This is a genomic window from Pseudomonas sp. TWP3-1 (genome assembly GCF_049896625.1).
GTDB lineage: Bacteria > Pseudomonadota > Gammaproteobacteria > Pseudomonadales > Pseudomonadaceae > Aquipseudomonas.
The window spans coordinates 15,727-42,187 of record NZ_JAFCUQ010000004.1; the positions used below are offsets into that span (position 1 = coordinate 15,727).

Annotated in this window: 17 protein-coding genes; 13 read left to right on the forward strand and 4 right to left on the reverse strand. The window is 59.1% G+C overall.

Annotation, left to right across the window (positions count from 1 at the left end; translation table 11 throughout):
• The first annotated feature begins 5 nt into the window (after nt 1-5).
• Nucleotides 6-476 carry a very short patch repair endonuclease gene (locus ACP7BN_RS07140; protein ID WP_426202778.1) on the forward strand — a complete coding sequence of 157 codons (471 nt, stop codon included), beginning with the start codon at nt 6-8 and terminating at the stop codon, nt 474-476.
• A 22-nt stretch (nt 477-498) separates the two neighbouring features.
• On the opposite strand, the gene ACP7BN_RS07145 is transcribed toward ACP7BN_RS07140, so the two are convergent.
• The 3 genes from ACP7BN_RS07145 to ACP7BN_RS07155 all read right to left on the reverse strand — a co-directional run bounded on the left by ACP7BN_RS07145 (nt 499) and on the right by ACP7BN_RS07155 (nt 3,448).
• Nucleotides 499-1,350, reverse strand: coding sequence for an HNH endonuclease (locus ACP7BN_RS07145; protein WP_426202780.1), 852 nt, complete (start codon nt 1,348-1,350; stop codon nt 499-501).
• 34 nt (nt 1,351-1,384) lie between these two features.
• Nucleotides 1,385-2,635, reverse strand: coding sequence for a ribonucleotide-diphosphate reductase subunit beta (locus ACP7BN_RS07150; RefSeq protein ID WP_420646401.1), 1,251 nt, complete (start codon nt 2,633-2,635; stop codon nt 1,385-1,387).
• Between the two features lie 549 nt (nt 2,636-3,184).
• Complete coding sequence (locus tag ACP7BN_RS07155) at nt 3,185-3,448, reverse strand: DUF2790 domain-containing protein (protein WP_426202783.1); 264 nt, start codon at nt 3,446-3,448, stop codon at nt 3,185-3,187.
• A gap of 458 nt (nt 3,449-3,906) precedes the next feature.
• On the opposite strand from ACP7BN_RS07155, the gene acs reads away from it, so the two are divergent.
• The 7 genes from acs to argR all read left to right on the forward strand — a co-directional run bounded on the left by acs (nt 3,907) and on the right by argR (nt 11,810).
• The gene (gene acs / locus ACP7BN_RS07160; RefSeq protein WP_426202785.1) at nt 3,907-5,862 is read left to right on the forward strand and encodes an acetate--CoA ligase; all 1,956 of its coding nucleotides are present in this window, start codon (nt 3,907-3,909) and stop codon (nt 5,860-5,862) included.
• Between the two features lie 630 nt (nt 5,863-6,492).
• Nucleotides 6,493-7,266: an ABC transporter substrate-binding protein gene (locus ACP7BN_RS07165; protein WP_426202788.1), complete on the forward strand. Its 774-nt coding sequence runs from the start codon at nt 6,493-6,495 to the stop codon at nt 7,264-7,266.
• 92 nt (nt 7,267-7,358) lie between these two features.
• The gene (locus ACP7BN_RS07170; RefSeq protein ID WP_045057456.1) at nt 7,359-8,048 is read left to right on the forward strand and encodes an ABC transporter permease; all 690 of its coding nucleotides are present in this window, start codon (nt 7,359-7,361) and stop codon (nt 8,046-8,048) included.
• Nucleotides 8,045-8,743, forward strand: a complete 699-nt coding sequence (locus ACP7BN_RS07175; RefSeq protein ID WP_426202792.1) for an ABC transporter permease — start codon at nt 8,045-8,047, stop codon at nt 8,741-8,743. The genes ACP7BN_RS07170 and ACP7BN_RS07175 overlap by 4 nt, the downstream gene beginning before the upstream one ends.
• Nucleotide 8,744: 1 nt before the next feature.
• Complete coding sequence (locus ACP7BN_RS07180) at nt 8,745-9,857, forward strand: succinylglutamate desuccinylase/aspartoacylase family protein (RefSeq protein WP_420646406.1); 1,113 nt, start codon at nt 8,745-8,747, stop codon at nt 9,855-9,857.
• 23 nt (nt 9,858-9,880) lie between these two features.
• Nucleotides 9,881-10,645 carry an ABC transporter ATP-binding protein gene (locus ACP7BN_RS07185; RefSeq protein WP_426202796.1) on the forward strand — a complete coding sequence of 255 codons (765 nt, stop codon included), beginning with the start codon at nt 9,881-9,883 and terminating at the stop codon, nt 10,643-10,645.
• A gap of 184 nt (nt 10,646-10,829) precedes the next feature.
• Nucleotides 10,830-11,810 carry a transcriptional regulator ArgR gene (argR, locus tag ACP7BN_RS07190; RefSeq protein WP_420646408.1) on the forward strand — a complete coding sequence of 327 codons (981 nt, stop codon included), beginning with the start codon at nt 10,830-10,832 and terminating at the stop codon, nt 11,808-11,810.
• Here argR and ACP7BN_RS07195 read toward each other — a convergent pair whose 3' ends face one another.
• Nucleotides 11,811-19,556 carry a dermonecrotic toxin domain-containing protein gene (locus tag ACP7BN_RS07195; protein ID WP_426202798.1) on the reverse strand — a complete coding sequence of 2,582 codons (7,746 nt, stop codon included), beginning with the start codon at nt 19,554-19,556 and terminating at the stop codon, nt 11,811-11,813.
• Nucleotides 19,557-19,862: 306 nt separating this feature from the next.
• Here ACP7BN_RS07195 and ACP7BN_RS07200 point away from each other — a divergent pair, with 306 nt between their 5' ends.
• The 5 genes from ACP7BN_RS07200 (at nt 19,863) to astB (ending at nt 26,441) form a co-directional block, all read left to right on the forward strand.
• Entirely contained in the window at nt 19,863-21,083 is a 1,221-nt protein-coding gene (locus tag ACP7BN_RS07200) for an aspartate aminotransferase family protein (RefSeq protein ID WP_426202801.1), read from the forward strand.
• A 285-nt stretch (nt 21,084-21,368) separates the two neighbouring features.
• Nucleotides 21,369-22,388 (forward strand): arginine/ornithine succinyltransferase subunit alpha, encoded by a 1,020-nt coding sequence (gene aruF, locus ACP7BN_RS07205; protein WP_042560545.1) that lies wholly within the window; start codon nt 21,369-21,371, stop codon nt 22,386-22,388.
• A 52-nt stretch (nt 22,389-22,440) separates the two neighbouring features.
• Complete coding sequence (astA, locus tag ACP7BN_RS07210; protein ID WP_426202804.1) at nt 22,441-23,466, forward strand: arginine N-succinyltransferase; 1,026 nt, start codon at nt 22,441-22,443, stop codon at nt 23,464-23,466.
• The gene (gene astD, locus ACP7BN_RS07215; RefSeq protein ID WP_426203286.1) at nt 23,463-24,932 is read left to right on the forward strand and encodes a succinylglutamate-semialdehyde dehydrogenase; all 1,470 of its coding nucleotides are present in this window, start codon (nt 23,463-23,465) and stop codon (nt 24,930-24,932) included. The genes astA and astD overlap by 4 nt, the downstream gene beginning before the upstream one ends.
• Nucleotides 24,933-25,094: 162 nt before the next feature.
• Nucleotides 25,095-26,441, forward strand: a complete 1,347-nt coding sequence (gene astB / locus ACP7BN_RS07220; RefSeq protein ID WP_426202806.1) for an N-succinylarginine dihydrolase — start codon at nt 25,095-25,097, stop codon at nt 26,439-26,441.
• Nucleotides 26,442-26,461 lie beyond the last annotated feature (20 nt).

The window sequence follows — 26,461 nt, forward strand, 5'->3', positions numbered from 1 at the left end:
GAGTAATGGATGTCGTTGATAGCGTAACTCGATCTCGAATGATGGCGGGCATCCACGGTAAAAACACCAAGCCAGAATTGCTCGTTCGTCGCTATCTACATTCTTGTGGGTACCGCTTTAGACTTCATCGTCGCGATCTGCCTGGTCGGCCAGACCTGGTTTTACCGAAATATAGATTGGCTATTTTCGTTCATGGGTGTTTTTGGCATCGTCATAGCGGGTGTGTGTACGCTGTAACCCCTAAAAGCCGAAGGTCATTTTGGGAGGAAAAGCTTGGCGGAAATGTCAGGAGGGATGAAGTTCAGTTAAGTCGCTTGAATGATATGGAGTGGCGGGTTCTTGTTGTCTGGGAGTGCGGGCTCAAGCATTCTTTTAATGATATTGCTAGTTTGCAAGATATGATCGCGGCGTTGGATAAGCTTCAGCAAAATTGGCCGCGTTTTCCCCCTCGGCCTCTAGTGGTGGATCATTTGTGAGTCGGTGTTGTATTAGAGGTTATTAAGGTTTCATCTTTTGGTTGATGTTTTTCTTCAGTAATATCCTCAATATTTTTCTATCTATTCCTGAGTGTAGATTTCTGTGGCAGTGCGGGCAAAGCGCTGCAGTGTTTTCAATAGTGTCCGGCCCATTTTCGCTCAGGGGAACAATATGGTGCACTTCAAGATAAGGCTTACCATTATCTTTCATGAAAAGCTCATGGGTGCATTTGGGCATCTCGCATCGCCCTTTTGACCGCGAAATCGCGGCTACCGCGATCCAATCGTTTCGCGAGTACTCATGTCTAATGACTGTTCTAGTTTTATTTTTTTGGCTCTCGGATGCTGCTCGGGCTTTTTTGTAGATTTTTTCTAAGCTTAAGTTGTCCGCTAACGTATCTATTATGCTAACGGTGGTGTCTTTCGATTGGTCGCTTGCCGTACGCTGATTCTCAGGCTGTGGTTCGGGATTAAGTTTGGCAGCAAATATATCGGTGCCAATGTTGCCGATTACCACGCGGTCGCCTGTTTTTAGCCAGTCACTAATAAACTCTCTGCCGACCCTGGGTTCTGGTTTTCTTGTTTCATCAGTCACTCTTTCGGAGTCATATCGAGTGGCTGATACGGATGAGGTTTCTGGGTCTAGCAAAATTGTTATATTAAATACTGATCCGTTAGGTTCGGCTCTGCGCCCAGCGGCGTCCATGGCCGCCTTTTGCTGAGTATTTAAAACATATGCAGATTTGCTTTTATCAGTCTTCGAAACCGTTTTTATTCCGAAATTTTCGAATATGTTTTCCCAGTAAATCGCCATAAAATATCCTTGAGGCTTTTCAAGTGCTTTTTTTGTCAAAAAAAAGCCAGAAGTAAACACTTCTGGCTTTTTGTGGCTGAATTTTAAGTAGGGATCAATCCCAGCTCAACGCCCCACCAGTCTGATACTCAATAACCCGCGTCTCAAAGAAATTCTTCTCTTTCTTCAAGTCCATAATCTCGCTCATCCAAGGGAACGGGTTAGTCGTCCCTGGATACTCTTCCTTCAAACCAATCTGCGACAAACGACGGTTAGCGATGAACTTCAGGTAGTCCTCCATCATCGCCGCATTCATCCCCAACACCCCGCGAGGCATGGTATCCCGTGCGTATTCGATCTCCAGCTGAGTACCCTGCAGAATCATCTGCGAGGCTTCTTCCTTCATTTCGGCGTCCCACAAGTGTGGGTTTTCGATTTTGATCTGGTTGATCACGTCGATGCCGAAGTTCAGGTGCATGGATTCGTCGCGCAGGATGTATTGGAACTGCTCGGCGACGCCGGTCATTTTGTTGCGGCGGCCCATGGAGAGGATTTGGGTGAAACCGCAGTAGAAGAAGATGCCTTCCAGTACGCAGTAGTACGCGATCAGATTGCGCAGCAACTCTTTGTCGGTTTCGACGGTGCCGGTTTCGAACTTCGGATCGGAGATCGAGCGGGTGTATTTCAGGCCCCAGGTGGCTTTTTTCGCGACCGATGGGATCTCGTGGTACATGTTGAAGATCTCGCCTTCATCCATGGCCAGCGATTCGATGCAGTACTGGTAGGCGTGGGTGTGGATCGCCTCTTCGAAAGCCTGGCGCAGGATGTACTGGCGGCATTCCGGGTTGGTGATCAGGCGGTACACGGCCAGTACCAGGTTGTTGGCAACCAGGGAGTCAGCGGTGGAGAAGAAGCCGAGGTTGCGCATGACGATGCGGCGCTCGTCGTCGGTCAGGCCTTCCGGGTCTTTCCAGAGGGCGATGTCGGCGGTCATGTTGACTTCTTGCGGCATCCAGTGGTTTGCGCAACCGTCCAGATACTTCTGCCAGGCCCAGTCGTACTTGAATGGCACGAGTTGGTTGAGGTCGGCGCGGCAGTTGATCATGCGCTTTTCGTCAACGGCGACGCGGGCGGAGGCGCCTTCGAGTTCAGCCAGACCTTCGGCGATGTCGAGGTTGTCCAGAGCAGCCTTGGCACGGGCAATCGCGGCCGAGTCGGAGGCGGTCACGGCACGCGCTTCGAGGGCGGCGACGCCACCGGCGGTGTCGAGGCGGTCCATGTTGGCTTCAGTCGCGTGGCCGGCGTTGGCGCCTTTTACAACCACTTCGCCAGTGTCTTCTTTGTCGAATTCGTCCCAGCTCAGCATGACGTGTCGTCTCCTGCGTGAGGGCCAGATGCCCGTGTGAAAACTGAAAGGTTGGTTTTTCACACGGCCGTACTGGCCGCATTGGATCTAAAGGAATCGTTTTTTGCAGCAGCTATACGCAGGCATCAAACAGAATTTTGTACGGGGTTCCGAGAGCCTCTGATGGGCGCAGACAACGCTGGACGCTGCTGCGGGGCTTCAGACTGGCTATTCATCCCTGTAAGGGGATATTGCAGGCCCGCTATAGGGCGGCATTATAGGGAAAAAATTCGGGCCGTGGTGGGGCGAATCCGCGCATGGAGCGCTTAGGAGAGAAGGTTTTTCGGTCGGAGCGAGGGTTTATGGGGCTTTGCCGGGGAAAGATTTTTTTTCGTAAAAATTTCGCGAATGTGGATTTGTTCAAAAATCGAACAAAAAATCGCGCTTTTCACTACATCTAGTGTTTTGCAAGCCTTTTTAGCGATTTCAGACACAACTGAGCCCGACCGAAGTCGGGCTGGAATCGCCGCTCAACCGTGCGCTGAATGATCCGATTCGGTGCAGTCTCGATCAGCCATTGGAGCAGCCGTTGCCCATGACGCTGTAACGCAGGATGTGACGCTGGCCTTTGGAGTCGTCGTATTCCATTTTCATTGGAACAACTTCGCAGACGTTCGGGATTTCGCTCATGGAGATAACTTTGGCGACGTCCAGGTGGGTCGAGTAAGTGTATTCCTCGATGACCGGTTTTTGCTGTGCGACATCAGTCGGGACCTCGTCTGCCATGGCGGTTGCGCACAGACTGCTGAGGGCCAGAACCAATAAAGCTTTCATTTCAAATTTACCTTTTTGAGGTCGAAAGGGGTCACGCAACCTTTTTGGGGTTGCGTGTGGAACTTCATCGTTTGCGTTTATTACTTGAGAGCTGGATTAACGGCCTTCGTGGGGGCTGTAACGTTGTTAATCGCGGTGCCTTGTTGGCGAGGTGAATTTTAGGGCGGTGGGGTGGAGGTAAACAGAGCGGGTTTTGATAAACACCTTTGGCAGATTTGGTAACAATCCCGAAAGTCACCGCGATTCCCGTGTAGGAGCTGCCGCAGGCTGCGATCTTTTGATCTTGATCTTTAAAAGCAAAGTCAAAAGATCGCAGCCTGCGGCAGCTCCTACAGGGTTATGCGGGGGCTGCGGTTAGCGGGGCAGGGCTTGTTACTACCATCGTCGAATGGTTCTATGGCCCCGGCCCGGCTACAACAGGGTCATACAAAAACAACTATTACACCGAGGTAGGAAAGATGAGTGCGGCTTCCCTGTATCCAGTTCGTCCCGAGGTTCTGGCCAATACGCTGACCGACGAGGCGACCTACAAGGCCATGTACCAGCAGTCGGTCGTCAACCCTGACGGCTTCTGGCGCGAGCAAGCCAAGCGTCTTGACTGGATCAAGCCTTTCACCACGGTGAAGCAGACTTCGTTCGACGATCACCATGTCGACATCAAGTGGTTCGCTGACGGCACCCTGAACGTTTCCTACAACTGCCTCGACCGCCATCTGGCCGAGCGTGGCGATCAAGTCGCAATCATCTGGGAAGGCGACGACCCGGCCGAGAGCCGCAACATCACCTATCGCGAACTGCACGAGCAAGTGTGCAAACTGGCCAACGCCTTGCGCGGTCAGGACGTGCATCGCGGCGATGTGGTGACCATCTATATGCCGATGATTCCCGAAGCCGTGGTCGCCATGCTGGCCTGCACCCGGATCGGCGCGATTCATTCGGTGGTGTTCGGCGGTTTCTCGCCGGAAGCCCTGGCCGGTCGCATCATCGACTGCAAATCCAAAGTGGTGATCACCGCTGACGAAGGCATCCGCGCCGGTAAGAAGATTCCGCTCAAGGCCAACGTCGACGACGCGCTGACCAATCCGGAAACCAGCAGCATCCAGAAAGTCATCGTGTGCAAACGTACCGGTGGCGACATCAAGTGGAACCAGCATCGCGACATCTGGTACGAAGACCTGATGAAAGTGGCCGGCACCGTGTGCGCGCCGAAAGAGATGGGCGCTGAAGAAGCGCTGTTCATCCTTTATACCTCCGGTTCGACCGGCAAGCCGAAGGGCGTGCAACACACCACCGGCGGTTATTTGCTGTACGCGGCAATGACCCACGAGCGTGTGTTCGATTACCGTCCGGGCGAAGTCTACTGGTGCACCGCCGACGTCGGCTGGGTCACCGGCCACAGCTACATTGTCTACGGCCCGCTGGCCAATGGCGCGACTACGCTGCTGTTCGAAGGTGTGCCGAATTACCCGGACATCACCCGGGTGGCGAAGATCATAGATAAGCACAAGGTCAACATCCTCTACACCGCACCGACCGCCATCCGCGCAATGATGGCTGCCGGTCAAGCGGCGGTTGAAAGCGCCGATGGTAGCAGCCTGCGCCTGCTCGGGTCGGTCGGCGAGCCGATCAACCCGGAAGCCTGGGACTGGTATTACAAGAACGTCGGCAAATCCCGTTGCCCGATCGTTGATACCTGGTGGCAGACCGAAACCGGCGGCAACATGATGAGTCCGTTGCCGGGCGCGCATGCGCTGAAGCCGGGTTCTGCGGCACGTCCATTCTTCGGCGTGGTGCCGGCACTGGTCGACAACCTCGGCAACATCATCGAGGGCGAGGCCGAGGGCAATCTGGTGATTCTCGATTCGTGGCCGGGTCAGGCGCGCACGCTGTATGGCGATCACGACCGCTTCGTCGATACCTACTTCAAGACTTTCCGTGGCATGTATTTCACCGGTGACGGCGCGCGTCGTGACGCCGACGGTTACTACTGGATCACCGGGCGTGTGGACGACGTGCTCAACGTGTCCGGCCACCGCATGGGTACGGCCGAGATCGAAAGCGCGATGGTGGCGCACCCGAAAGTCGCTGAGGCTGCGGTGGTTGGTGTGCCGCATGACATCAAAGGGCAGGGCATTTATGTCTATGTCACGTTGATTGGTGGCGAGGAGCCGAGCGAGCAACTGCGTCTGGAATTGAAAAACTGGGTACGCAAAGAGATCGGGCCGATTGCATCGCCGGACGTGATCCAGTGGGCGCCGGGGCTGCCGAAAACCCGTTCGGGCAAGATCATGCGCCGGATTCTGCGCAAGATTGCTACGGCTGAATACGATGGGTTGGGTGATATCTCCACCCTGGCCGATCCGGGTGTGGTGCAGCATTTGATTGATACGCACAAGACCATGAATGTTGCTTAAGCTCAGGGTCTGAGAGGCTGAAAGCCCCGTCCGGTGTATGCCGGGCGGGGCTTTTTTGTGGGGCAGGATCAAGAGCTCGCAGCCTTCGGCAGCTCCTACTTTGGAATGCATTCTCCTGTAGGAGCTGCCGAAGGCTGCGAGCTTTTGTTTTTGGCCACCCAACCAATAATTATCGGTTTCACCCGTAAGCCATTTCCCGCTGTTACCCTCCCGCCTTCAAGTAACCGAATGTGTAACCGCCCGCCCCATTCCAGAGCCTCAAAACACCCGCTGAAAAATAAGACATAACCCCGCGCTTGCCGGATTAGAAGGGTTTGCGAATAATAGGCCCGCAATTTGCAGCATAGATCGGTTTAATGTCTTTTGCTCCTGCATGAAATTGCAGGGCTGTCAATGAGCTCAAGCGGGTTTCTTGGTGCATCTGTAATTAGTTGTCGCATTGAAGAAATATCGGCTTCGGGCCTGTCGTTAGAATGCCGATCACTCGCTCATCGTGGCTCGTGTTGAAATCGCTTCAGATTTCAATCGGAAATTTCCCACGGATGCAGCCACCGATTTTCAGTACCACCCATTGCATATTGGGCTGTCGCTCACTCTGCCGTTTTTGCCCTTTACCGATGGAGTTCCAAGATGAAGAAACTTGTGCTGCTTGGCGCCCTGGCACTGTCCGTGCTGTCCCTGCCGACATTCGCCGATGAAAAACCTGTAAAGATCGGTATTGAAGCGGCTTACCCTCCGTTCGCCTCCAAGGCACCGGACGGCAGCATCGTCGGTTTCGACTACGACATCGGCAACGCCATCTGCGAAGAGATGAAAGTGAAGTGCGTGTGGGTCGAGCAAGAGTTCGACGGCCTGATCCCGGCGCTCAAAGTGCGCAAGATCGACGCCATCCTGTCCTCGATGTCGATCACTGAAGACCGCAAGAAGTCCGTGGATTTCACCGGCAAGTACTACAACACCCCGGCGCGCCTGGTGATGAAGGCAGGCACTCAGGTCAGCGAAGGTCTGGCTGAACTGAAAGGCAAGAACATCGGCGTGCAACGTGGTTCGATCCACGAGCGTTTCGCCCGCGAAGTCCTGGCCCCACTGGGTGCCGAGATCAAACCGTACGGTTCGCAGAACGAAATCTACCTCGACGTGGCCGCTGGTCGTCTCGACGGCACCGTGGCTGACGCTACGCTGTTGAATGACGGCTTCCTGAAAACCGATTCCGGCAAAGGCTTCGCCTTCGTTGGTCCGGCGTTCACCGACGTCAAATACTTCGGCGACGGCGTAGGCATCGCGGTACGCAAGGGCGACGCCCTGAAAGACAAGATCAACACGGCCATCGCGGCTCTGCGCGAAAATGGCAAGTACAAGCAAATCCAGGACAAATACTTCGACTTCGATATTTACGGCAAGTAAACACGTCGCAGCGACAAGTCAGAAATGGCGCAAGCAACAGGATCTCTGCGGTTTGCGCCATTTTTTCATCCCAACTTTCGAGGACCTGAATCATGTTGAAAGGCTACGGGGCTGTCATCCTCGATGGCGCATGGCTGACGCTTCAGCTCGCCTTGTCGTCCATGGCTCTGGCCATCGTTCTCGGGCTGATCGGTGTCGCATTGCGCCTGTCGCCGGTGCGCTGGCTGGCGTGGCTGGGCGATCTGTATTCCACGGTGATCCGCGGGATTCCCGATCTGGTGCTGATCCTGCTGATCTTCTACGGCGGTCAGGATTTGCTCAACCGCGTGGCGCCGATGCTCGGTTATGACGACTACATCGACCTGAATCCGCTGGCGGCCGGTATCGGCACCCTCGGTTTCATCTTCGGTGCGTACTTGTCCGAGACCTTCCGTGGCGCGTTCATGGCGATTCCCAAAGGTCAGGCCGAAGCCGGCATGGCGTACGGCATGAGCAGTTTTCAGGTGTTTTTCCGGGTGCTGGTGCCGCAGATGATTCGTCTGGCGATTCCGGGCTTCACCAACAACTGGCTGGTACTGACCAAGGCCACCGCGCTGATTTCGGTGGTCGGTCTGCAAGACATGATGTTCAAGGCCAAGCAGGCGGCAGATGCCACCCGCGAGCCTTTCACCTTCTTCCTCGCAGTGGCGGCCATGTACCTGGTGATCACCAGTGTTTCGTTGCTGATTCTGCGTCAACTTGAGAAGCGCTACTCGGTAGGCGTAAGGGCGGCTGATCTATGATCTTCGACTACAACGTCATCTGGGAGGCTCTGCCGCTGTACTTCGGCGGTTTGTTGACCACCCTCAAATTGCTCGCGCTGTCGCTGTTTTTCGGTCTGCTGGCGGCACTGCCGCTGGGGCTGATGCGCGTATCGAAGAATGCCGCCGTGAACATGTCGGCCTGGCTCTTCACCTACGTGATTCGTGGCACGCCGATGCTGGTGCAGCTGTTTTTGATCTACTACGGTCTGGCCCAGTTCGAAGCGGTGCGTGAAAGCTTCCTCTGGCCGTGGCTGTCCAGCGCAACGTTCTGTGCGTGCCTGGCGTTCGCGATCAACACCAGCGCCTACACCGCTGAAATCATCGCCGGTAGCCTCAAAGCCACCCCGAACGGCGAGATCGAAGCCGCCAAGGCCATGGGCATGTCGCGCTTCAAGATGTATCAGCGCATTCTGTTGCCATCGGCCCTGCGCCGGGCACTGCCGCAGTACAGCAACGAAGTGATCATGATGCTGCAGACCACCAGTCTGGCGTCCATCGTGACCCTGATCGACATCACCGGCGCGGCGCGTACGGTCAACGCGCAGTTCTATCTGCCGTTCGAGGCGTATATCACCGCTGGCGTGTTCTACCTGTGCCTGACGTTCATTCTGGTGCGCCTGTTCAAGTTGGCCGAGCGTCGCTGGCTGAGCTACCTGGCCCCGAGGAAGCACTGATATGGAACGCATCGACCACGTTTTGCCGTGGAGTCATCTGGGCAGCGAGCGCAAGATTTCGGTATTCCGCTTCGGCAAGGGCGAGCGCAAGGCCTATATTCAGGCCAGCCTGCACGCTGACGAATTACCCGGCATGCGTACTGCCTGGGAGCTGAAAAAGCGCCTCGGCGAACTCGAAGCCAAAGGCTTGCTCAACGGTGTCATCGAGTTGGTCCCGGTGGCCAACCCGATCGGCCTGAACCAGTTGCTGCAAGGCAATCACCAAGGGCGTTTCGAGGCCGGCAGCAGCAAGAATTTCAACCGTGACTTCGTCGAGCTCAGCGCGCCTGTCGCTGCTGCGCTGGAAGGGCGTCTGGGGGATGATCCGCACGCCAACATCCGTCTGATCCGTCAGGCCATGAGCGATCACCTCGCTGCATTGCCGGACGCGAGCAGCCAGTTGCAAGGCATGCAGCGAATCTTGCTCAGCCACGCGGCGACCGCTGATGTGGTGCTCGATCTGCATTGCGACTGTGAAGCCGCGCTGCACATGTACGCGTTGCCGCAGCACTGGCCGCAATGGCGCTCGCTGGCCGCGCATCTGGATGTGAAGGTGGGCTTGCTCGCTGAAGACTCCGGCGGCAGTTCGTTCGATGAAGCCTGTTCGCTGCCGTGGTTGCGTTTGTCGCGGCTGTTCCCGGACGCGCAGATTCCCTTGGCGTGCCTGGCGACTACCATCGAACTGGGTGGTCAGGCTGACACTCGCCGTGACCAGGCCGAGGCGTGGGCCGAGGGCATTCTGGCGTTCCTCGCCGAGCAGGGCCTGATCACCGGTGAGTGGCCGCAAGCGGCGCACGAGCCTTGCGAAGGCATGCCGTTCGAAGGCACCGAGATGCTGTTTCCGCCGCATCCGGGCGTGGTGAGTTTCCTGCGTCAACCGGGCGAATGGGTTGAAGCCGGTGACGAGATTTTTGAAGTGATCGATCCGCTGTCGGATCGGGTCAGCACGGTGTGTGCTGGTACCTCTGGAGTGCTGTTTGCCATTGAACGGCTGCGCTACGCCCAATCCGGTTTCTGGCTGGCCAAAGTAGCGGGGCGCGATGCGCTGCGCGACGGCCCTTTGCTCAACGACTGACTGCTTTTGTGAGAACCGACCGCATGTACAAACTTGAAGTCCAAGACCTGCATAAACGCTATGGCAGTCACGAAGTGCTCAAGGGCGTTTCCCTGAAAGCGGCCGCCGGCGATGTGATCAGCATCATCGGCTCCAGTGGCTCCGGCAAAAGTACTTTCCTGCGCTGTATCAACCTGCTCGAGCAGCCGCACGCGGGCAGGATTCTGCTCAACAACGAAGAGCTGAAACTGGTGGCGAACAAGGACGGCGCGCTGAAAGCCGCTGATCCGAAACAGCTGCAACGCATGCGTTCGCGCTTGTCGATGGTGTTCCAGCATTTCAACCTGTGGTCGCACATGACCGCGATTGAAAACATCATGGAAGCACCGGTGCACGTACTTGGCATGTCCAAGGCTGAAGCGCGCGACAAAGCTGAGCATTACCTGAACAAGGTTGGCGTGGCGCATCGTAAAGACGCTTATCCTGGGCACATGTCCGGTGGCGAGCAGCAGCGTGTGGCGATTGCCCGTGCGCTGGCGATGGAGCCGGAAGTGATGCTGTTCGACGAACCGACCTCGGCCCTCGACCCGGAACTGGTCGGCGACGTGCTGAAAGTCATGCAGGCGCTGGCGCAAGAAGGCCGCACCATGGTGGTGGTCACCCACGAAATGGGCTTCGCCCGTGAAGTGTCGAACCAGTTGGTGTTCCTGCACAAAGGCGTCGTCGAAGAAAGCGGCGACCCGCGCGAAGTGCTGGTCAATCCGCAATCGGAACGCCTGCAACAATTCCTCTCGGGCAGCCTCAAGTAATCAGGACTGCCGTTGTGCACCGGGATAGTGCATGCTTCGCGGCTTGGAAGCCGGCCCGATCCCTGTGGGAGCTGGCTTGCCAGCTCCCACAATTGATCTTCGCCAGTTTCGCGATTTGTGTTCATTTTCGGGCTAGCATTGGCCCTTGCCTTCATCACTGTTTTTCGCTTCGGATTGCCCGCCCATGACTGCCCATCGAATTGGTTTCCTGATTTGGCCCAGCACTAAAGCTCTGACTTTGGCGCTGGCGGAGGAGGCCTTGCGTGTTGCTCAGCGGGTGCACCCGGACGTGGTTTACGAACTGTCGTTCCTGCAAGCCGAAGCACCGCCCGAAGGGGCTTGGCAATTGCCCGGCGAACCTTGGGCCGGCAAGCTGGAAAACTTCCAGAAGCTGTTTCTGCTCGCCGATGAGCCGCCGACGTCTCTGGCGCCGCCACTCAGCAGTGCGCTCAAGCAACTGGTGCGTGCCGGTTGTGTGATCGGTGGTCTGTCGGCGGGTGTTTATCCGTTGGCGCAACTCGGCTTGCTCGACGGTTACCGCGCTGCCGTGCACTGGCGCTGGCAGGACGATTTCGCCGAACGTTTCCCGAAAGTCATCGCCACCAGCCATTTGTTCGACTGGGATCGCGATCGCCTGACCGCCTGCGGCGGCATGTCGGTACTCGACTTGCTGTTGGCGGTACTGGCCCGTGATCACGGCGCTGAACTGGCGGGTGCAGTCTCCGAAGAACTGGTGGTCGAGCGCATCCGCGAAGGCGGCGAGCGTCAGCGCATTCCGTTGCAGAACCGTCTCGGTTCCAGCCATCCGAAGCTCACCCAGGCGGTGCTGCTGATGGAAGCCAACATCGAAGAACCGCTGACCACCGATGAAATCGCCCAGCACGTGTGCGTATCCCGTCGGCAACTGGAGCGGATCTTCAAGCAATACCTCAACCGCGTGCCGAGCCAGTACTACCTGGAACTGCGCCTGAACAAGGCCCGGCAGATGTTGATGCAGACCAGCAAGTCGATCATTCAGATCGGCCTGTCATGTGGCTTCTCCTCGGGGCCGCATTTCTCCAGCGCCTATCGCAACTTCTTCGGTGCCACGCCGCGTGAAGATCGCAATCAGCGGCGCAGCAGCAGCCCGTTCGAACTGTCGTCGGTACCGCCCGAGCGCGGTTGATCAGTCCTCGATTTGCAGATCCGGCCGCATCTCCGGTGGTCGCTGGGTTGCGGCGATTCCGGCAACGTTCAGATCGTTTCCCGTCTCGTGGTAATAAGCACGGATCCGCGCCAGGCCTGCTTCGGAAAGCGGGTTGTTGCGCAAGTCGTAGCTCTCACTGACGGACGCGGGCACGTCCATGAGTTCCTCCGGTACTTCGGTGATCGCGTTGTCGGCCAGGTCAACCTCGTTCCAGTGTTGATTTCGCAGCATGCCTTTGGGGATCTCGGTGATGCCGGTGCCGCTCAAATCGAGGTCGGTCAGGCGTTGCAGGTTACTCAGGTCGGGGATGAGTCCCAAAGGGTTGTCACTCAGGTTAAGTGCTTCAAGTTTGTCCATGCCGGCCAGTGCAGCCACGGACGTTGGCGTCAGGGTGATCTGGCACTCGGGCAGGCTTAACGCCGTCAAACGTTTTATCGTGAAAATCGCCTCGGGCAGATCGCCCAGATTGAAATCGCGAATAGTCAGGCTGTCGAGGTCGGTGAAGGCTTCGAGAAAACGCCCGATGCGCGTCGAGTCGCCGTTTCCAATCAAGAACAGATCGGGTACGTAGGGAAAATTGCTGCTGAGCGTAGGCAATTCCCCGATGAAGTTGACTGTGGAGGTGAAGCCGTAGCCGTCGAGCATCGAGTCTTCCAGCGGAATGCGGCGCCAGCAGGTCAGCAGCGCTGCGCTGAATTGCTCGCGCAACTGCTCTTGCTGCAAACGTGCGTCTTCGCCGAGCACCTCTGCCGGAATGTCGCTGGCCCAGCGGGCGAGTGTTGCGGTCAGATGACTCAGCGCACCTTCCTGGCGCGCCACCTCGTTGCGGCCATCGGCCAAGGTGCCGGCCAGCCGATAGATCAACGTGCTCGCCTGTTCATTGTCCAGCGTCGGATACAGCGTTTGCACCCGTGCCCGATCCGCTTCCTCGGCCAGCACGCCGAGGTCTGTGCCGGTCTTGCGGTAGTAGTTCTTGACCCGCTCGCGGGTGGCGGCGCTCAGCGGATTATTGCCGAAGTCGTAACCGTTGCCGGCCTCCGCCGACAAGTTGAACAGCTCCTCGGGAATTTCGGTGATGCGGTTATTGCTGAGGACGACGATGTCCAGTTGTGGATGGTCGATCAGCCCGGCTGGAACCTCGGCAATCGCGGTGCCGGCCAGATCGAGAAAATCCAGCGCCGCGAGCGGACGCAAATCGGGTGCCATGCCCAGCGGGTTGTTGTACAGGTCAAGTTTGTTCAGCCGCGTCAGCAAGGAGAGCGTCGCGCTGCCCTCGGCGTCAAGCACCATGGCGCAGTTGCTCAGGACCAGTACTTGAAGATCTGTCATGCGCCTGAATGACAGCGGCATTTGTTGCAGACCCAGATCGCGCAGTTCGAGGGTCTTCAGACCGCTGAAGCAGTTGAAGAAACCGTCACCGGCGCGCAGTTGGGCGTTGCCGGTAATCGACAGCGTGGTGACGTGGCTGAAGTCGGTGCTCAACGTGGGAAGTTCGCCGATGAATGCCAGATCAAGGCTCAGCGAGTTGGACCTGAACTCGGGGCGGTCAGCTATTCTCGCGCACCACAGTACCTCGAGGTTTTCGCGAAACTGCTGGCGTGCAGCGAGCTCGGCGATTTTTTCTTCGGCGCTGAGCAGGATGCTGCCGGAGGGGTGTTGTGCGGGGATATCACTGACCCACTGCGCGAGGTCTGCAGTCAGTTGCCGCCACTCTGCTTCCCACTCGGTAATTCGCAACCGGCCTGTGTCAAGGGTGCCCGGCAACAGGTACAGAACCCGGTTGGCGTCTGCTGCATCGAGTGCAGGAAACAGCGCGCGAACCCGGCTGATATCTGCCAATGGCATGGCAATCCCGAAATTGTTGCGAGTGCGTGGGTAGTCGCTCTTGATCCGTTCGCGGGTCTGCGCAGTCAGCGGGTTGTCAGTCAGGTTGAATTGTTTAAGGGACGTGGCAGGCAACTCGAACAGGCTGTCGGGCAGTTCGCTGATGCTGTTGTGATCGAGGCTGGCAAACGTCAGGTTCGGCAGATCGATCAGGCCATCAGGCAAGCTGGAAATGCCACTGTCGATCATGCGCACATGAGTCAGCTCCGCCAACGTCTGCAAGTCCGGTGCGGCGCCCAGCGGGTTATGGCTGAGGTTGAGGAACTTGAGCCGCATCAGCGCAGACAGCCGGGTCTGGGTCAGCGCGGTCAGCTTTACCTCACAATATTCCAGCACCAGGCGTTCCAGTGCCGGCATCCGCTCGCACGCCGCTGGCAGCTCGCCGAGATTGAACTCATGCAGTTCCAGATGACGCACCCCGCTAAAAGCTGCAAGGAAAGCGTCGATGCCGGTCAGCGTCAGGTTGCCATCCAGGGTCACGCCGGCGAGATGGCTGAAGTCTGCCGACAGCACGGGCAACTCGCCCAGGAAGGACACCTCCGTGATCAGTCCGTCGCCTCTGTGCGTGGGTTTTTCCGGATACCTGAAGCGCCATAGCTGTTCAATGCGCTCGGCGAACGATTGCCGGTTCGCCTGCATCAGCATCTGCTGGCGTGGACTCAGCGCCACGCCTGTGGTCGGGTGAATCGCCGGGCCTGCCGTGACCCATTGCGCAAGATCGGTAGTCAGTTGCTGCAACTCCGCCTGCCAGTGTCGGAGTTGCCGGCGGCCATGCTCCAGCGTGCCGGGCAAACTGTAAAACACGTCGCTGGCATCCTGAGCGTCGAGGCTTGGAAACAACTGTTGGGTGGCCTCGATATCGGCCAGATCGGCAAGCACTGCGAAGTCTTGACCGGTCTCACGGTTGTAAGTCTTGATGCGTTCGCGGGTGGCGGCGCTCAGTGGATTGCTCGACAGGTCGTAGCCATCGCCGGCCAGCGCCGACAGTTGGTAAAAGCCTTCGGGTAGCTCGGTGATCAGGTTGTCGCTGAGGATCGCAGTCGCCAGTTTCGGGTGACCGATCAGACCGGGCGGCGTTTCAGTGATGCCTGTGCGCGAAAGATCAATATAGGTCAGCTCGCTCAGCGTCAGCAGGTCAGGCACCAGACCCAGCGGGTTACCGGGCAGTTCCAGTGATTCGAGTTTTGCCATTGCGCCCAGCGCCGCCAGCGATTCGGCGGTGAAAATAACGCCGCAGTTGTCCAGCACCAGTGATTCGAGCATCGGCAGGCCGGCGAATGTCTGGGCGAGTTGATCGAGTTCGAAATTACGCAGAAACAGGCGTTTGATCCGTCCAAAGCTTTTGAGAAAGGGCGCGGTGCCGCGGATGCCTTTGTTGCCGGTGAGGGTCAGCGCGCTGATGTGGCTGAAATCCGCGCTCAGCACCGGCAGCTCCCCGATGAACGACATCTCGGCGGTTAAGATATCCGCTCGCGGTTGCGGATGGACAGTTGAACGATGGCGCCAAAGCCACTGCAGATTACCGGCGAAGGTCTCGCGCGCGGCTTGTTCGGTAAAGCGCTCGTCGGCTTCGAGGAGTATTCCGCTCACGGGGTCGCGGTCGGGAATGTCCTTGCACCAGCGCGCCAGGCCGGCAGTCATTGTGGCAATTTCGCTTTCCCACGCCGTGAGCTGCAAGCGGCCCTGGATCAGTGAACCGGGCAAACGGTAGATCAGCCCGCTGGCCTGGCCGTCATCAATGTTGGGGAACAGCGCTCGGGTGCGCAGAATATCGGCTTGCTCGGCGCGTACTCCCAGATTGCCGCCGGTACGGGTGAAATAAGTCTTTACCTGTTCGCGCGTGGCAGCAGACAGCGGATTGCCGGAGAAGTCGTAGCCCGCGCCAGTAGTGGGGGAGAGGTCAAACAGCCCATCGGGCAAGGTGCGGATCTGGTTATCGGCCAACCAGGCGCTGCGGATTTGCGGGTGATCGGTGAGCCCGGCAGGGACTTCGCCAATCCCGGTGCGGGACAGATTGAGGTAGGTCAGCGAAGGCAGGAAATTGAGATTGAAGCTGGTGCCCAGCGGATTGTCCTTCAGATCGAGTTCGACCAGCTCGTTGAGCGAAGTCAGCAGGCTCTGGTTTTCCGGTGTGAGCACCACCGCGCATTTGCGCAACCGCAACTGGCGCAGTGTGGACATTGTCCCCAGCGAACGCGGTAATGCATGCAGGTCGAAGTTTTGCAGATCCAGACGCGCCAGGCGCGGGAACCTCTGAATGAACGGTTCGATGCCGCCGGAAATTCCACTGCCGCTCAATTCCAGGCTGATGACATGGCTGAAGTCTGCCGTCAGCACGGGCAGGTCGCCCATGACCGGCTCGATGAAGCGCATGCGGTAGCCGTAGCGTTCCGCGGTTTCCCGGCGCCAGCAACTGAGCAGCGCGCGGGCGAACAGGTCGCGATCGCGCCCGGCCGCCACCCGACGTGCGGGGGACAGTGCCAGGCCGGTGGCGGGGTCGACCCGTACCTCTCTGATTCGCCATTGATCGAGGTCGGTTTCCAGTTGCGCGTATTCAAGACGCAGGCGCGCCAATGCGGCGATTGGATTGCCGGGCAGGCTTTGCAGGTGTTGCACCATGGCTTGCACGCCGTCCGGCGCGATGCCGGGGAATACGCCCCGAACGCGGGTCTCCAGCGGTTGTGGCAACTGCGGCCCGGCGGTGTGGCGCGGATAACCTTCGGCGCCCAGCAGGCGCAGGGTGTCGATGACCGGCGCTGGCGCAGGTGCGATGTTCAGTGTCAGCCGCAGGTTGCCGCGGGGCAGGGGATTGTCGCGAATCAGTTGCTGGAGTTTTTGCCCTTCGCCGATCTGCAGGTTCAAGGCTTGGCGCTGTGCATCGGGCAAGGCTTGCAACACGCTGGTGTAGAAATCGCTCGGAGCGTGCAGTTGCCGCCCCGCTTGATCGAACGCTTGCCAAAGGTGATCGGCCTGGCGCACCAGCACTTTTTCGATTGGCGTGCCTCGCACGCCAGTGGTGTCGAGCAGGGTGCCGCTGAACGTTTGATCTCGGACCACCAGGCACACGTCTGTCGACCAGCCGGGCAACAGCGGCAGGCTGTGCAGCGCCAGGGTGTCGGAATCCGCGTTATGCAGCGAATCCAGTTCCAGACCTTCATAGGCGCGGGTGATGCGCAATTCGTGCTCGGCCATCTGCGACAGCTGCTGTTGACGCTCGGGCCATTGTCCTTCGCCGATTTGCAACAGCTCCGCGCCGGTGGCGGTCTGCAGCAACTCTTCGGTGATACGCACGGGGAGTTGCGGTACATGCTCTGCGAGTTTTGTCTGCAGGGGCGAATTGTGCTGCTGCAGTGTCTGGTAGCGCTGCTCGAACAGGGCCGGGCGGCGCTGTGTGGCGAGCTGCGCAAGTCTGGCACGAAGCTGACGCGTGCGCGCATCGATGGCCAGCATCGTGCCGAACTCCTCCTCGAGCATGCTGTTGATTTCATCTTCGCTGAGGGACTGCAGCAGGGTGTTCAGCAGGTCGCCACGGGTGAGCCGGTCCTCGCGCAGTTCGGTCAGGGGCAGTTGTGCATTGCTGGACGACTGCCACAGGGTTTCTCCCTGGGCGCTGCTCAGGCGCAGCCTTTTAGTGTTCGGCCACAAACCCTGTTCGTTGAGCAATTGCAGCTGGATCAGCGGATCGGCTCGCAGGTAAATCGCCGGATCGTCACTGCCGATCTGCTGGATGAAGTTGTGCAGGTCCTGATCGATCCCGAAGCGCTGGATGCTGTCGGCCAGCAGCGGCGGCACGCGCTCCTGATTGACGTGCATTTTGCGCAGCCCGTCTTCGGTAAAGCCGCTGACCCGCAGAATGCGCTCGCGCCGCGTCGGGGTGAACGCGTCCATGCGGTGGCCGATGCGCCCCAGCGCAGTGGCGGCGTCCCATTCCAGCGGCTGTTCGAGTTCGGTATGAAATGCACCCTCACCGTTATGCCGCACGAGTGGCTGATAGGCCTCTGTGCGCGTCGGGTGTTCGATGCGCAGTTTGCCGGGCAACTCATGTTCGTTGACGGCGTAATGCGTCTGGTCGATGGGCATCAGACGTTTGCCCTCATGCGCGTGCAGACCCAGCGCGTCAGGTCTGGAGTCCGCCGCTGGCACACTTCGGCGGGCGTAGGGTTTCAGATCGGGTTTCCAGTACAGCGTCTTGCCGTTGCGTAACTGCACCGGCCTGAATCGATCGATAAACGCCACCACTTCTGCAGGCAAAACCCTTGGCAGCTCGGCCATGGCGATCCCCGTGCCGATCCCGAAAGCGCCGAGCTGGATCAGCGATTCCACTGCGGCGAAAAAGTGTTCGGTGGCTTGAGTGGTCTGGTCTTCAGCCCAATCGATCACGGCCTCGAAGACTTCGTCCAGAAGCTGATAAGCGATGTACGCCATCATCATTTCGCCGAGAAACGGCACGAAAGGCAGGACGACGAACGAGGCAATTTCAATCACCTCGGCAGCGACTTTGACAAATGCATCCCAGCGCGCCCAGCGCGCATTGCGGTCGACCATGGCGGTGGGAATCGCGATCACCGCGGCATCGTTGAGGATCTTGTTCAGCTTGCGTTGGTAGAGGTGCTCCCACAATTCGCCGCCGATGGGCGTCACGGTGAATTGCAGGTTGGGTTTCTCGACGGGCGCCTCGCGCCATGGCGGCAATTGGCTGCCGGCCTGTGGCGGGTGATATTTCACCTGGCTCAGACGCTGGTTGAGCTGGGTAAAGAAATGTCCGCGCTGCTCATGGGCGACGAAACGGCTGAAAAAACGTTGGTAATCCTTTAAGCGCAATTGTCGGATCAGCTCTTGCTCCATTGCGGCGGTGGAACTGTATTCCTTGATCGGGTGTTCGGGGTCTTCCGGGACGTACGCCACGACATTCACGGCTGCGCGAGCCTGTTCCGGATCCGCGGCGAAAATCACGATCCCGGTCAGCGCAACCGCTGCCACGGTGTGATCGTTGGCCAGGACGCTCAAGTCATGACACCGCAGTGGCCGCCCGCTCATTTGCACGTTGGATTTGCCATCGAGGAAGTCTTCGATGGAGCGCCGACTGGCATCGCTGATATCGCCGGTTATCCGCGCCATGCTCAGCGCTGTGCGCAGGGCGGCTTTCTGCGCAGTATCGACCTTGTGGCGCAGCACCGCTGCCGCCACCGGGGTGGACAGTGCGAGGCTCTGTTCCAAATAGGTTTTATAGCGCGCGCCGACATCCATGTCTCGACACAGGGCGGCAAAAGTCGCAATGCCGGGTGTTGTATTGAGCGGCGTCAATGTCGTGAATTGCCCGGTAGCCGACGGTCGAGTGATGAACGAGGAGCCGCTGGCATAGGCATCGGCTGCGGTTTCTCCGGCCTCGAAGTTATGCAGGGCTGCATCCAGCAACGACACCGTCCAGGTGCGGGTGCCGGTGGTAACGCCTGCCACGGTCACCGGGAGATACAGCTGGAGGAAGGTTTGCTTGACGTCCAGTTCCAGTCCGAAGCGCGTTTTCAACGCCTCGGTCAGCAGTGGTTCGGCAAAGGCACTGGCGTTCCGCACGCGCTCGAGCATTTGATCGACGGCGTTTTGCGCGGTCATCTGGCTGGCGATGGCGCTTCTGAGCTCGGCTTGCTGCGTTAGCGGGGCTGACTTGAGTTGATCGCTGAGGGTTGGGCGGTGGTTCTTCAGCGCGGCGCGCCGTGTGGGTGAGGCTTTGCCCAGCCATTCGGGAATGGCGTTGACCAGCGGCTCATAGTGCGACGCGGGGTTGAGCGCATTCGCACCGGGGGTGGAGGTGATGGCGGGCGATTGCGCGGTCGGTGAAGGCATCGGTTGCGTCCTTGAACGTCGATAAAGACCTCAAGCAGACCAAAATGCAGCGCTCGCCAGGTGGTACATATGTATGACCGACAAACGCTTTGCAGTTGATAGCCTCATAGCGCTGCTGCATTTGTCGGCAGCAGTTTAAACTGCGCCTTTGCGACGCTATATGTCGCATTGCCGTAAACCCGGGAAAATCCGGGGTTTGCGCTATAAGAAGTTGTCGCCTGGCGGCAAGGCCAAGCTGAAAACTGTCCTTACAATCCTCACCAAGCTCGCCAGTTCCAGGCGAGCGTTCCTCTTCAGGAGACTCCGATGTCCGTTGAGCACGCTGCGGTACAACGCGCCGATTTCGACCAGGTTATGGTTCCCAACTACGCGCCTGCCGCTTTCATTCCTGTGCGTGGTGCCGGTTCCCGCGTCTGGGACCAGTCCGGCCGCGAGCTGATCGACTTCGCCGGCGGCATTGCGGTCAACGTATTGGGCCACGCACATCCTGCGCTGGTCGGTGCATTGACCGAGCAAGCGAACAAGCTGTGGCACGTGTCCAACGTGTTCACCAACGAACCGGCTCTGCGCCTGGCGCACAAGCTGATCGACGCCACGTTCGCCGAGCGCGTGTTCTTCTGCAACTCCGGCGCCGAAGCCAACGAGGCCGCGTTCAAACTGGCGCGTCGCGTTGCGTTCGACCGGTTCGGCACCGAGAAGTACGAAATCATCGCCGCGCTCAACAGCTTCCACGGCCGTACTCTGTTCACCGTCAATGTCGGTGGCCAGGCGAAGTACTCCGACGGTTTCGGTCCGAAAATCACTGGTATCACCCATGTGCCGTTCAACGATCTGGAAGCGCTGAAAGCGGCGATTTCCGACAAGACCTGCGCCGTGGTGCTGGAGCCGATTCAGGGTGAGGGCGGCGTACTGCCGGCCGAACTGGCTTACCTGCAAGGCGCCCGTGAACTGTGCGACGCGAACAACGCGCTGCTGGTGTTCGACGAAGTGCAAACCGGCATGGGCCGCAGCGGCAAGCTGTTCGCCTATCAGCATTACGGCGTGACCCCGGACATCCTGACCAGCGCCAAGAGCCTGGGCGGCGGTTTCCCGATCGCGGCCATGCTCACCACCGAAGCGCTGGCCAAGCACCTGGTCGTCGGCACCCACGGCACCACTTACGGCGGCAACCCGCTGGCGTGTGCGGTCGCAGAAGCGGTGATCGACGTGATCAACACCCCTGAGGTGTTGAACGGCGTTAACAGCAAGCACGATAAATTCAAGACTCGTCTTGAGCAGATCGGCGAGAAATACGGCCTGTTCACTCAGGTGCGTGGTCTCGGTCTGTTGATCGGTTGCGTGCTCAGCGATGCCTGGAAAGGCAAGGCCAAAGACATCTTCAACGCCGCTGAAAAAGAAGGCCTGATGATTCTGCAAGCCGGCCCGGACGTGATCCGTTTCGCCCCGAGCCTGGTGGTTGAAGACGCCGATATCGATGCCGGTCTCGACCGCTTCGAACGTGCTGCAGCAAAACTGACGCAAGCCTGATAGACCCTTCGGCGCCTGACCCTTCAGGCGCCGATCCAAATTTTTGTTTCGTGCCGAATCGATGTGGAATGAGCCCCCGTGGCGAGGGGATTTATCCCCGTTGGGTGGCGAAGCCGCCCCAAATCCAGTTGCCGCGCACTCAATTTCGCGCTGACTGGTTTCGGGGGCGCTGCGCACCCCAACGGGGATAAATCCCCTCACCACAAAAGCTTGTTCCCCTGCTTCCTGAGGGACGGCCCGGGATTTTCATCTTCTGTGAATTTATAAGAGAAAAGGAGTGACACCATGCTGGTGATGCGCCCTGCGCAAATGGCTGATCTGGGCGAGGTACAGCGTCTGGCTGCGGACAGCCCGATTGGTGTCACTTCCTTGCCGGATGACGTGGAACGGCTGAGCGACAAGATCGCCGCGAGCGAAGCGTCGTTTTCCGCCGAAGTCAGCTTCAACGGTGAAGAGAGCTACTTCTTCGTCCTCGAAGACACCGCCACCGGGAAACTGGTCGGCTGCTCGGCCATCGTTGCTTCGGCCGGTTACTCCGAACCGTTCTACAGCTTTCGCAACGAGACCTTCGTGCACGCCTCCCGCGAGCTGAAGATCCACAACAAGATCCACGTGCTTTCGCAGTGCCACGACCTGACCGGCAACAGCTTGCTGACCAGTTTCTACGTGCAGCGCGAGCTGGTTGGATCGCCGTGGTCGGAACTCAATTCCCGTGGTCGCTTGCTGTTCGTCGCCAGCCATCCGGAGCGGTTCGCCGATTCGGTAGTGACCGAGATCGTCGGTTACAGCGACGAGAACGGCGACTCGCCGTTCTGGGATGCCATCGGTCGCAACTTCTTCGACCTCAACTATGCTGCTGCCGAACGTCTGTGTGGCCTGAAAAGTCGCACGTTCCTCGCCGAGTTGATGCCGCATTACCCGATCTACGTGCCGCTGCTGCCGGATTCCGCTCAAGAAGCGATGGGCCAGGTGCACCCGCGTGCGCAGATCACCTTCGACATCCTGATGCGCGAAGGCTTCGAGACCGATCACTACATCGACATTTTCGACGGCGGCCCGACCCTGCATGCGCGCGTTTCGGGGATCCGTTCGATCGCCCAGAGCCGCGTGGTGCCGGTGAAGATCGGCGAGCCGGTCAAAGGTGCCGGGCGCCAGTATCTGGTGGCCAACGCCCAGTTGCAGGATTACCGCGCCGTGTTGCTTGAGCTGGATTACGCGCCGGGCAAACCGGTGACCCTGGATCTGGAAGCGGCCGAAGCCCTGGGCGTCGGCGAAGGTGCCAGCGTGCGCCTGGTGGCGGTTTAACGCCTTAGCGAGTTTCACGGGTGGCCGCAGGCGGCCCGTTTGAGGAGATAGCATGATTGTTCGTCCCGTACGCAGCAGCGATTTATCCGCTCTGATCGACCTGGCCCGCAGCACCGGCACCGGCCTGACCACTTTGCCGGCCAACGAAGAACGTCTGGCCCATCGGGTCGGCTGGGCCGAGAAGACCTTTCGCGGCGAAGCCGGCCGTGGCGACGCGGACTACCTGTTCGTGCTCGAAGATGACGACGGCCGCGTGGTGGGGATTTCCGCCATTGCCGGCGCTGTCGGTCTGCGCGAGCCTTGGTACAACTTCCGTGTCGGCCTGACCGTCAGCGCCTCGCAAGAGCTGAACATCTACCGCGAAATTCCGACGCTGTTTCTGGCCAACGACCTGACCGGCAATTCGGAACTGTGCTCGCTGTTTTTGCACGCTGATTACCGCACCGGCCTCAACGGCCGCATGCTGGCCAAGGCGCGGATGCTGTTCATTGCTGAATTCCCGCAACTGTTCGGCAACAAGATCATCGCCGAAATGCGCGGTGTATCGGATGACGCCGGGCGCTCGCCGTTCTGGGAAAGTCTCGGTCGGCACTTCTTCAAAATGGAATTCAGCCAGGCCGATTACCTGACCGGCGTCGGCAACAAGGCGTTCATCGCCGAACTGATGCCGAAATTTCCGCTGTACACCTGCTTCCTGTCGCCGGACGCGCGCAACGTCATCGGCCAGGTGCATCCGGACACCGAGCCGGCACTGGCAATGCTCAAAAGCGAAGGTTTCAGCTATCAGGGCTACGTCGATATTTTCGACGCCGGTCCGGCCGTCGAATGCGAAACCGCGAAGATTCGCGCGGTGCGTGACAGCGAAGCGCTGGTGTTGGCGATCGGTACGCCGGGCGACGACGCCACGCCGTTCATCATCCATAACCGCAAACGCGAAGACTGCCGCATCACGGCTGCGCCGGCACGTCTGGCCGCCGGCACGCTGGTGGTCGATCCACAGACCGCCAAACGTCTTCAACTCAACGCCGGCGATCAAGTGCGCGCCGTGGCGTTGTCCGCTGCTCGGGAGTCGAAATAATGAATTCGCTATACATCGCAGGTGAATGGCTGGCCGGTCAGGGCGAAGCGTTCCAGTCGCTGAACCCGGTGAGCCAGCAAGTTTTGTGGGCGGGCGAGGGCGCTACCGCCGCTCAGGTCGAGTCGGCCGTGCAAGCTGCGCGTCAGGCCTTTCCGGGCTGGGCACGCCGCACGCTGGAAGAGCGCATCAGCGTGCTTGAAGCGTTCGCCGCCGCGCTGAAAAATCACAGTGAAGAACTGGCCCGCACCATCGGTGAGGAAACCGGCAAACCGCTGTGGGAAGCCGCGACCGAAGTCACCAGCATGATCAACAAGATCGCGATTTCGGTACAAAGCTACCGCGAACGTACCGGCGAGAAGAGCGGCCCGCTGGGCGACGCCACTGCCGTGCTGCGCCACAAACCACACGGCGTGGTTGCGGTGTTCGGCCCTTATAACTTCCCCGGCCACTTGCCCAACGGGCACATCGTGCCGGCGCTGCTGGCCGGTAACAGTGTGCTGTTCAAACCGAGCGAATTGACCCCGAAAGTCGCCGAGCTGACGGTCAAGTGCTGGATCGAAGCCGGTCTGCCGGCTGGCGTTCTGAACCTGCTGCAAGGCGCTCGCGAAACCGGCATTGCGCTGGCGGCGAACCCTGGGATCGACGGTCTGTTCTTCACCGGTTCCAGCCGCACCGGCAATCACCTGCATCAGCAATTCGCTGGTCGCCCGGACAAAATCCTGGCGCTGGAAATGGGTGGCAACAATCCGCTGGTGGTCGATCAGGTGGCTGACCTCGACGCGGCGGTTTACACGATTATTCAGTCGGCATTCATTTCTGCCGGTCAGCGCTGCACTTGCGCCCGGCGTCTGCTGGTACCGCAAGGCGCATGGGGCGACAGCCTGCTCAAGCGTCTGGTTGAAGTCAGCGCGACCATCGAAGTCGGCGCGTTCGATCAACAACCGGCACCGTTCATGGGCTCGGTGATTTCCTTGGGCGCGGCCAAAGCGCTGATGGATGCTCAGGCGCATCTGCTGGCCAACGGCGCGGTATCGCTGCTGGACATGACTCAGCCGCAGGCGCAAGCCGCGCTGCTGACGCCGGGTATTGTTGATGTGACCGCAGTGGCTGAGCGTCCGGACGAAGAACTGTTCGGTCCGCTGCTGCAAGTGATCCGCTACGCCGATTTCGCCGCAGCGATCAGCGAAGCCAACGACACCGCTTACGGTCTGGCCGCAGGTTTGCTGTCGGATTCGGAAGATCGCTATCAGCAGTTCTGGCTGGAAAGCCGCGCCGGGATCGTCAACTGGAACAAGCAACTGACCGGTGCTGCGAGCAGCGCACCGTTCGGCGGTGTCGGCGCTTCGGGCAACCATCGCGCCAGCGCCTACTACGCGGCGGATTACTGCGCGTACCCAGTTGCGTCGCTGGAGACACCGAGCCTGGTGATGCCTGCCACATTGACGCCTGGCGTGAAGATGGGGTGATGCCAATCGCTGGCAAGCCAGCTCCCACAGGAATTGCGTCGTGCACAGAATCTGTGAACACCACTAACCCTGTGGGAGCTGGCTTGCCAGCGATAGCCTCACCGCAGTCTTACTGAACAGTTACTGAAGCCTATAACAACAGATTCTCGTGGAGCCTCGCTGATGAAATCCTATGAAGTCAATTTTGACGGTCTAGTGGGGCCGACCCATAACTACGGCGGTCTGTCCTACGGTAACGTTGCGTCCCAGAGCAACAGCCAGCAGTCTTCCAACCCGAAAGAAGCCGCGCTGCAAGGCCTGGCGAAAATGAAAGCGCTGATGGAAATGGGCTTTCAGCAGGGCGTTCTGGCGCCACAGGAACGTCCGGACGTGGCCGCTTTGCGCCGTCTGGGTTTCGGTGGCACTGACGCGCAAGTGATCGAACGCGCTGCCAAGGAAGCCATGCCGTTGCTGGTCGCCAGTTGCTCGGCGTCGAGCATGTGGGTGGCCAACGCCGCCACCGTCAGCCCGAGCGCCGACACTGCGGATGGCCGCGTGCATTTCACCGCCGCCAACCTCAACTGCAAATACCACCGCAGCATCGAACACCCGACTACCAGCCGCGTGCTCGGTGCAATGTTCGCCGATCAGCAGCACTTCGCCCATCACGCCGCATTGCCGGCGGTGGCGCAGTTCGGCGATGAAGGCGCGGCCAACCACACGCGTTTCTGCCGTGAATACGGTGAGCCCGGCGTCGAGTTTTTCGTGTTTGGTCGCAGTGCGTTCGACACCCGTTACCCGGCGCCGCAGAAATACCCTGCGCGGCAGACCCTCGAAGCGTCGCAAGCTGTTGCTCGTTTGCACGGTCTTAGCGACGACGGCGTGGTCTTTGCCCAGCAGAATCCGGCGGTGATCGATCAGGGCGTGTTCCACAACGACGTGATCGCGGTGGGTAACGGTGAGGTGCTGTTCTATCACGAGGACGCGTTCCTCGACACCGAACAGATGCTTGCCGAGCTACAAGGAAAGCTCGCCAAAGTCGGTGGGAAATTTCAGTCAGTGTGTGTTCCGCGTTCCGCGGTAACGGTGGATGACGCGGTGCGTTCCTACTTGTTCAATAGCCAGCTTCTGTCGCGTCCTGACGGCTCGATGCTGTTGATTGTTCCGGAAGAATGCCGTGGCAACGAACGCGTGTGGAACTACCTGCAAGGTTTGACCAGCTCCGGCGGGCTGATCCGCGAAGTGAAAGTTTTCGATCTCAAGCAAAGCATGCAGAACGGCGGTGGCCCTGCTTGCCTGAGGTTGCGCGTGGCGCTCAACGAAACCGAACTGGCGGCGGTCAATCCAGGCGTTATCATGACGGCGCCGTTGTACGGTTCCTTGACCGAATGGGTCGAGAAGCACTATCGCGACAGCCTGCGCGAAAGCGACCTGGCCGATCCGCAATTGCTGCTTGAATGCCGGACGGCACTGGATGAACTGACGCAAATCCTTAAACTGGGCTCGGTTTATCCATTCCAGATCAATTGATAGCCGGCGCGCCGCCTCGA

Excerpts from the sequence above, each read along its gene's own strand:
- astA (WP_426202804.1), top strand. The coding sequence starts at position 22,441 with ATGATTGTTCGTCCCGTACGCAGCAGCGATTTATCCGCTCTGATCGAC.
- ACP7BN_RS07200 (WP_426202801.1), top strand. The coding sequence starts at position 19,863 with ATGTCCGTTGAGCACGCTGCGGTACAACGCGCCGATTTCGACCAGGTT.
- astB (WP_426202806.1), top strand. The coding sequence starts at position 25,095 with ATGAAATCCTATGAAGTCAATTTTGACGGTCTAGTGGGGCCGACCCAT.
- ACP7BN_RS07170 (WP_045057456.1), top strand. The coding sequence starts at position 7,359 with ATGTTGAAAGGCTACGGGGCTGTCATCCTCGATGGCGCATGGCTGACG.
- ACP7BN_RS07155 (WP_426202783.1), bottom strand. The coding sequence starts at position 3,448 with ATGAAAGCTTTATTGGTTCTGGCCCTCAGCAGTCTGTGCGCAACCGCC.
- acs (WP_426202785.1), top strand. The coding sequence starts at position 3,907 with ATGAGTGCGGCTTCCCTGTATCCAGTTCGTCCCGAGGTTCTGGCCAAT.
- ACP7BN_RS07180 (WP_420646406.1), top strand. The coding sequence starts at position 8,745 with ATGGAACGCATCGACCACGTTTTGCCGTGGAGTCATCTGGGCAGCGAG.
- ACP7BN_RS07185 (WP_426202796.1), top strand. The coding sequence starts at position 9,881 with ATGTACAAACTTGAAGTCCAAGACCTGCATAAACGCTATGGCAGTCAC.
- ACP7BN_RS07165 (WP_426202788.1), top strand. The coding sequence starts at position 6,493 with ATGAAGAAACTTGTGCTGCTTGGCGCCCTGGCACTGTCCGTGCTGTCC.
- ACP7BN_RS07150 (WP_420646401.1), bottom strand. The coding sequence starts at position 2,635 with ATGCTGAGCTGGGACGAATTCGACAAAGAAGACACTGGCGAAGTGGTT.
- ACP7BN_RS07140 (WP_426202778.1), top strand. The coding sequence starts at position 6 with ATGGATGTCGTTGATAGCGTAACTCGATCTCGAATGATGGCGGGCATC.
- aruF (WP_042560545.1), top strand. The coding sequence starts at position 21,369 with ATGCTGGTGATGCGCCCTGCGCAAATGGCTGATCTGGGCGAGGTACAG.
- ACP7BN_RS07175 (WP_426202792.1), top strand. The coding sequence starts at position 8,045 with ATGATCTTCGACTACAACGTCATCTGGGAGGCTCTGCCGCTGTACTTC.
- argR (WP_420646408.1), top strand. The coding sequence starts at position 10,830 with ATGACTGCCCATCGAATTGGTTTCCTGATTTGGCCCAGCACTAAAGCT.
- ACP7BN_RS07195 (WP_426202798.1), bottom strand. The coding sequence starts at position 19,556 with ATGCCTTCACCGACCGCGCAATCGCCCGCCATCACCTCCACCCCCGGT.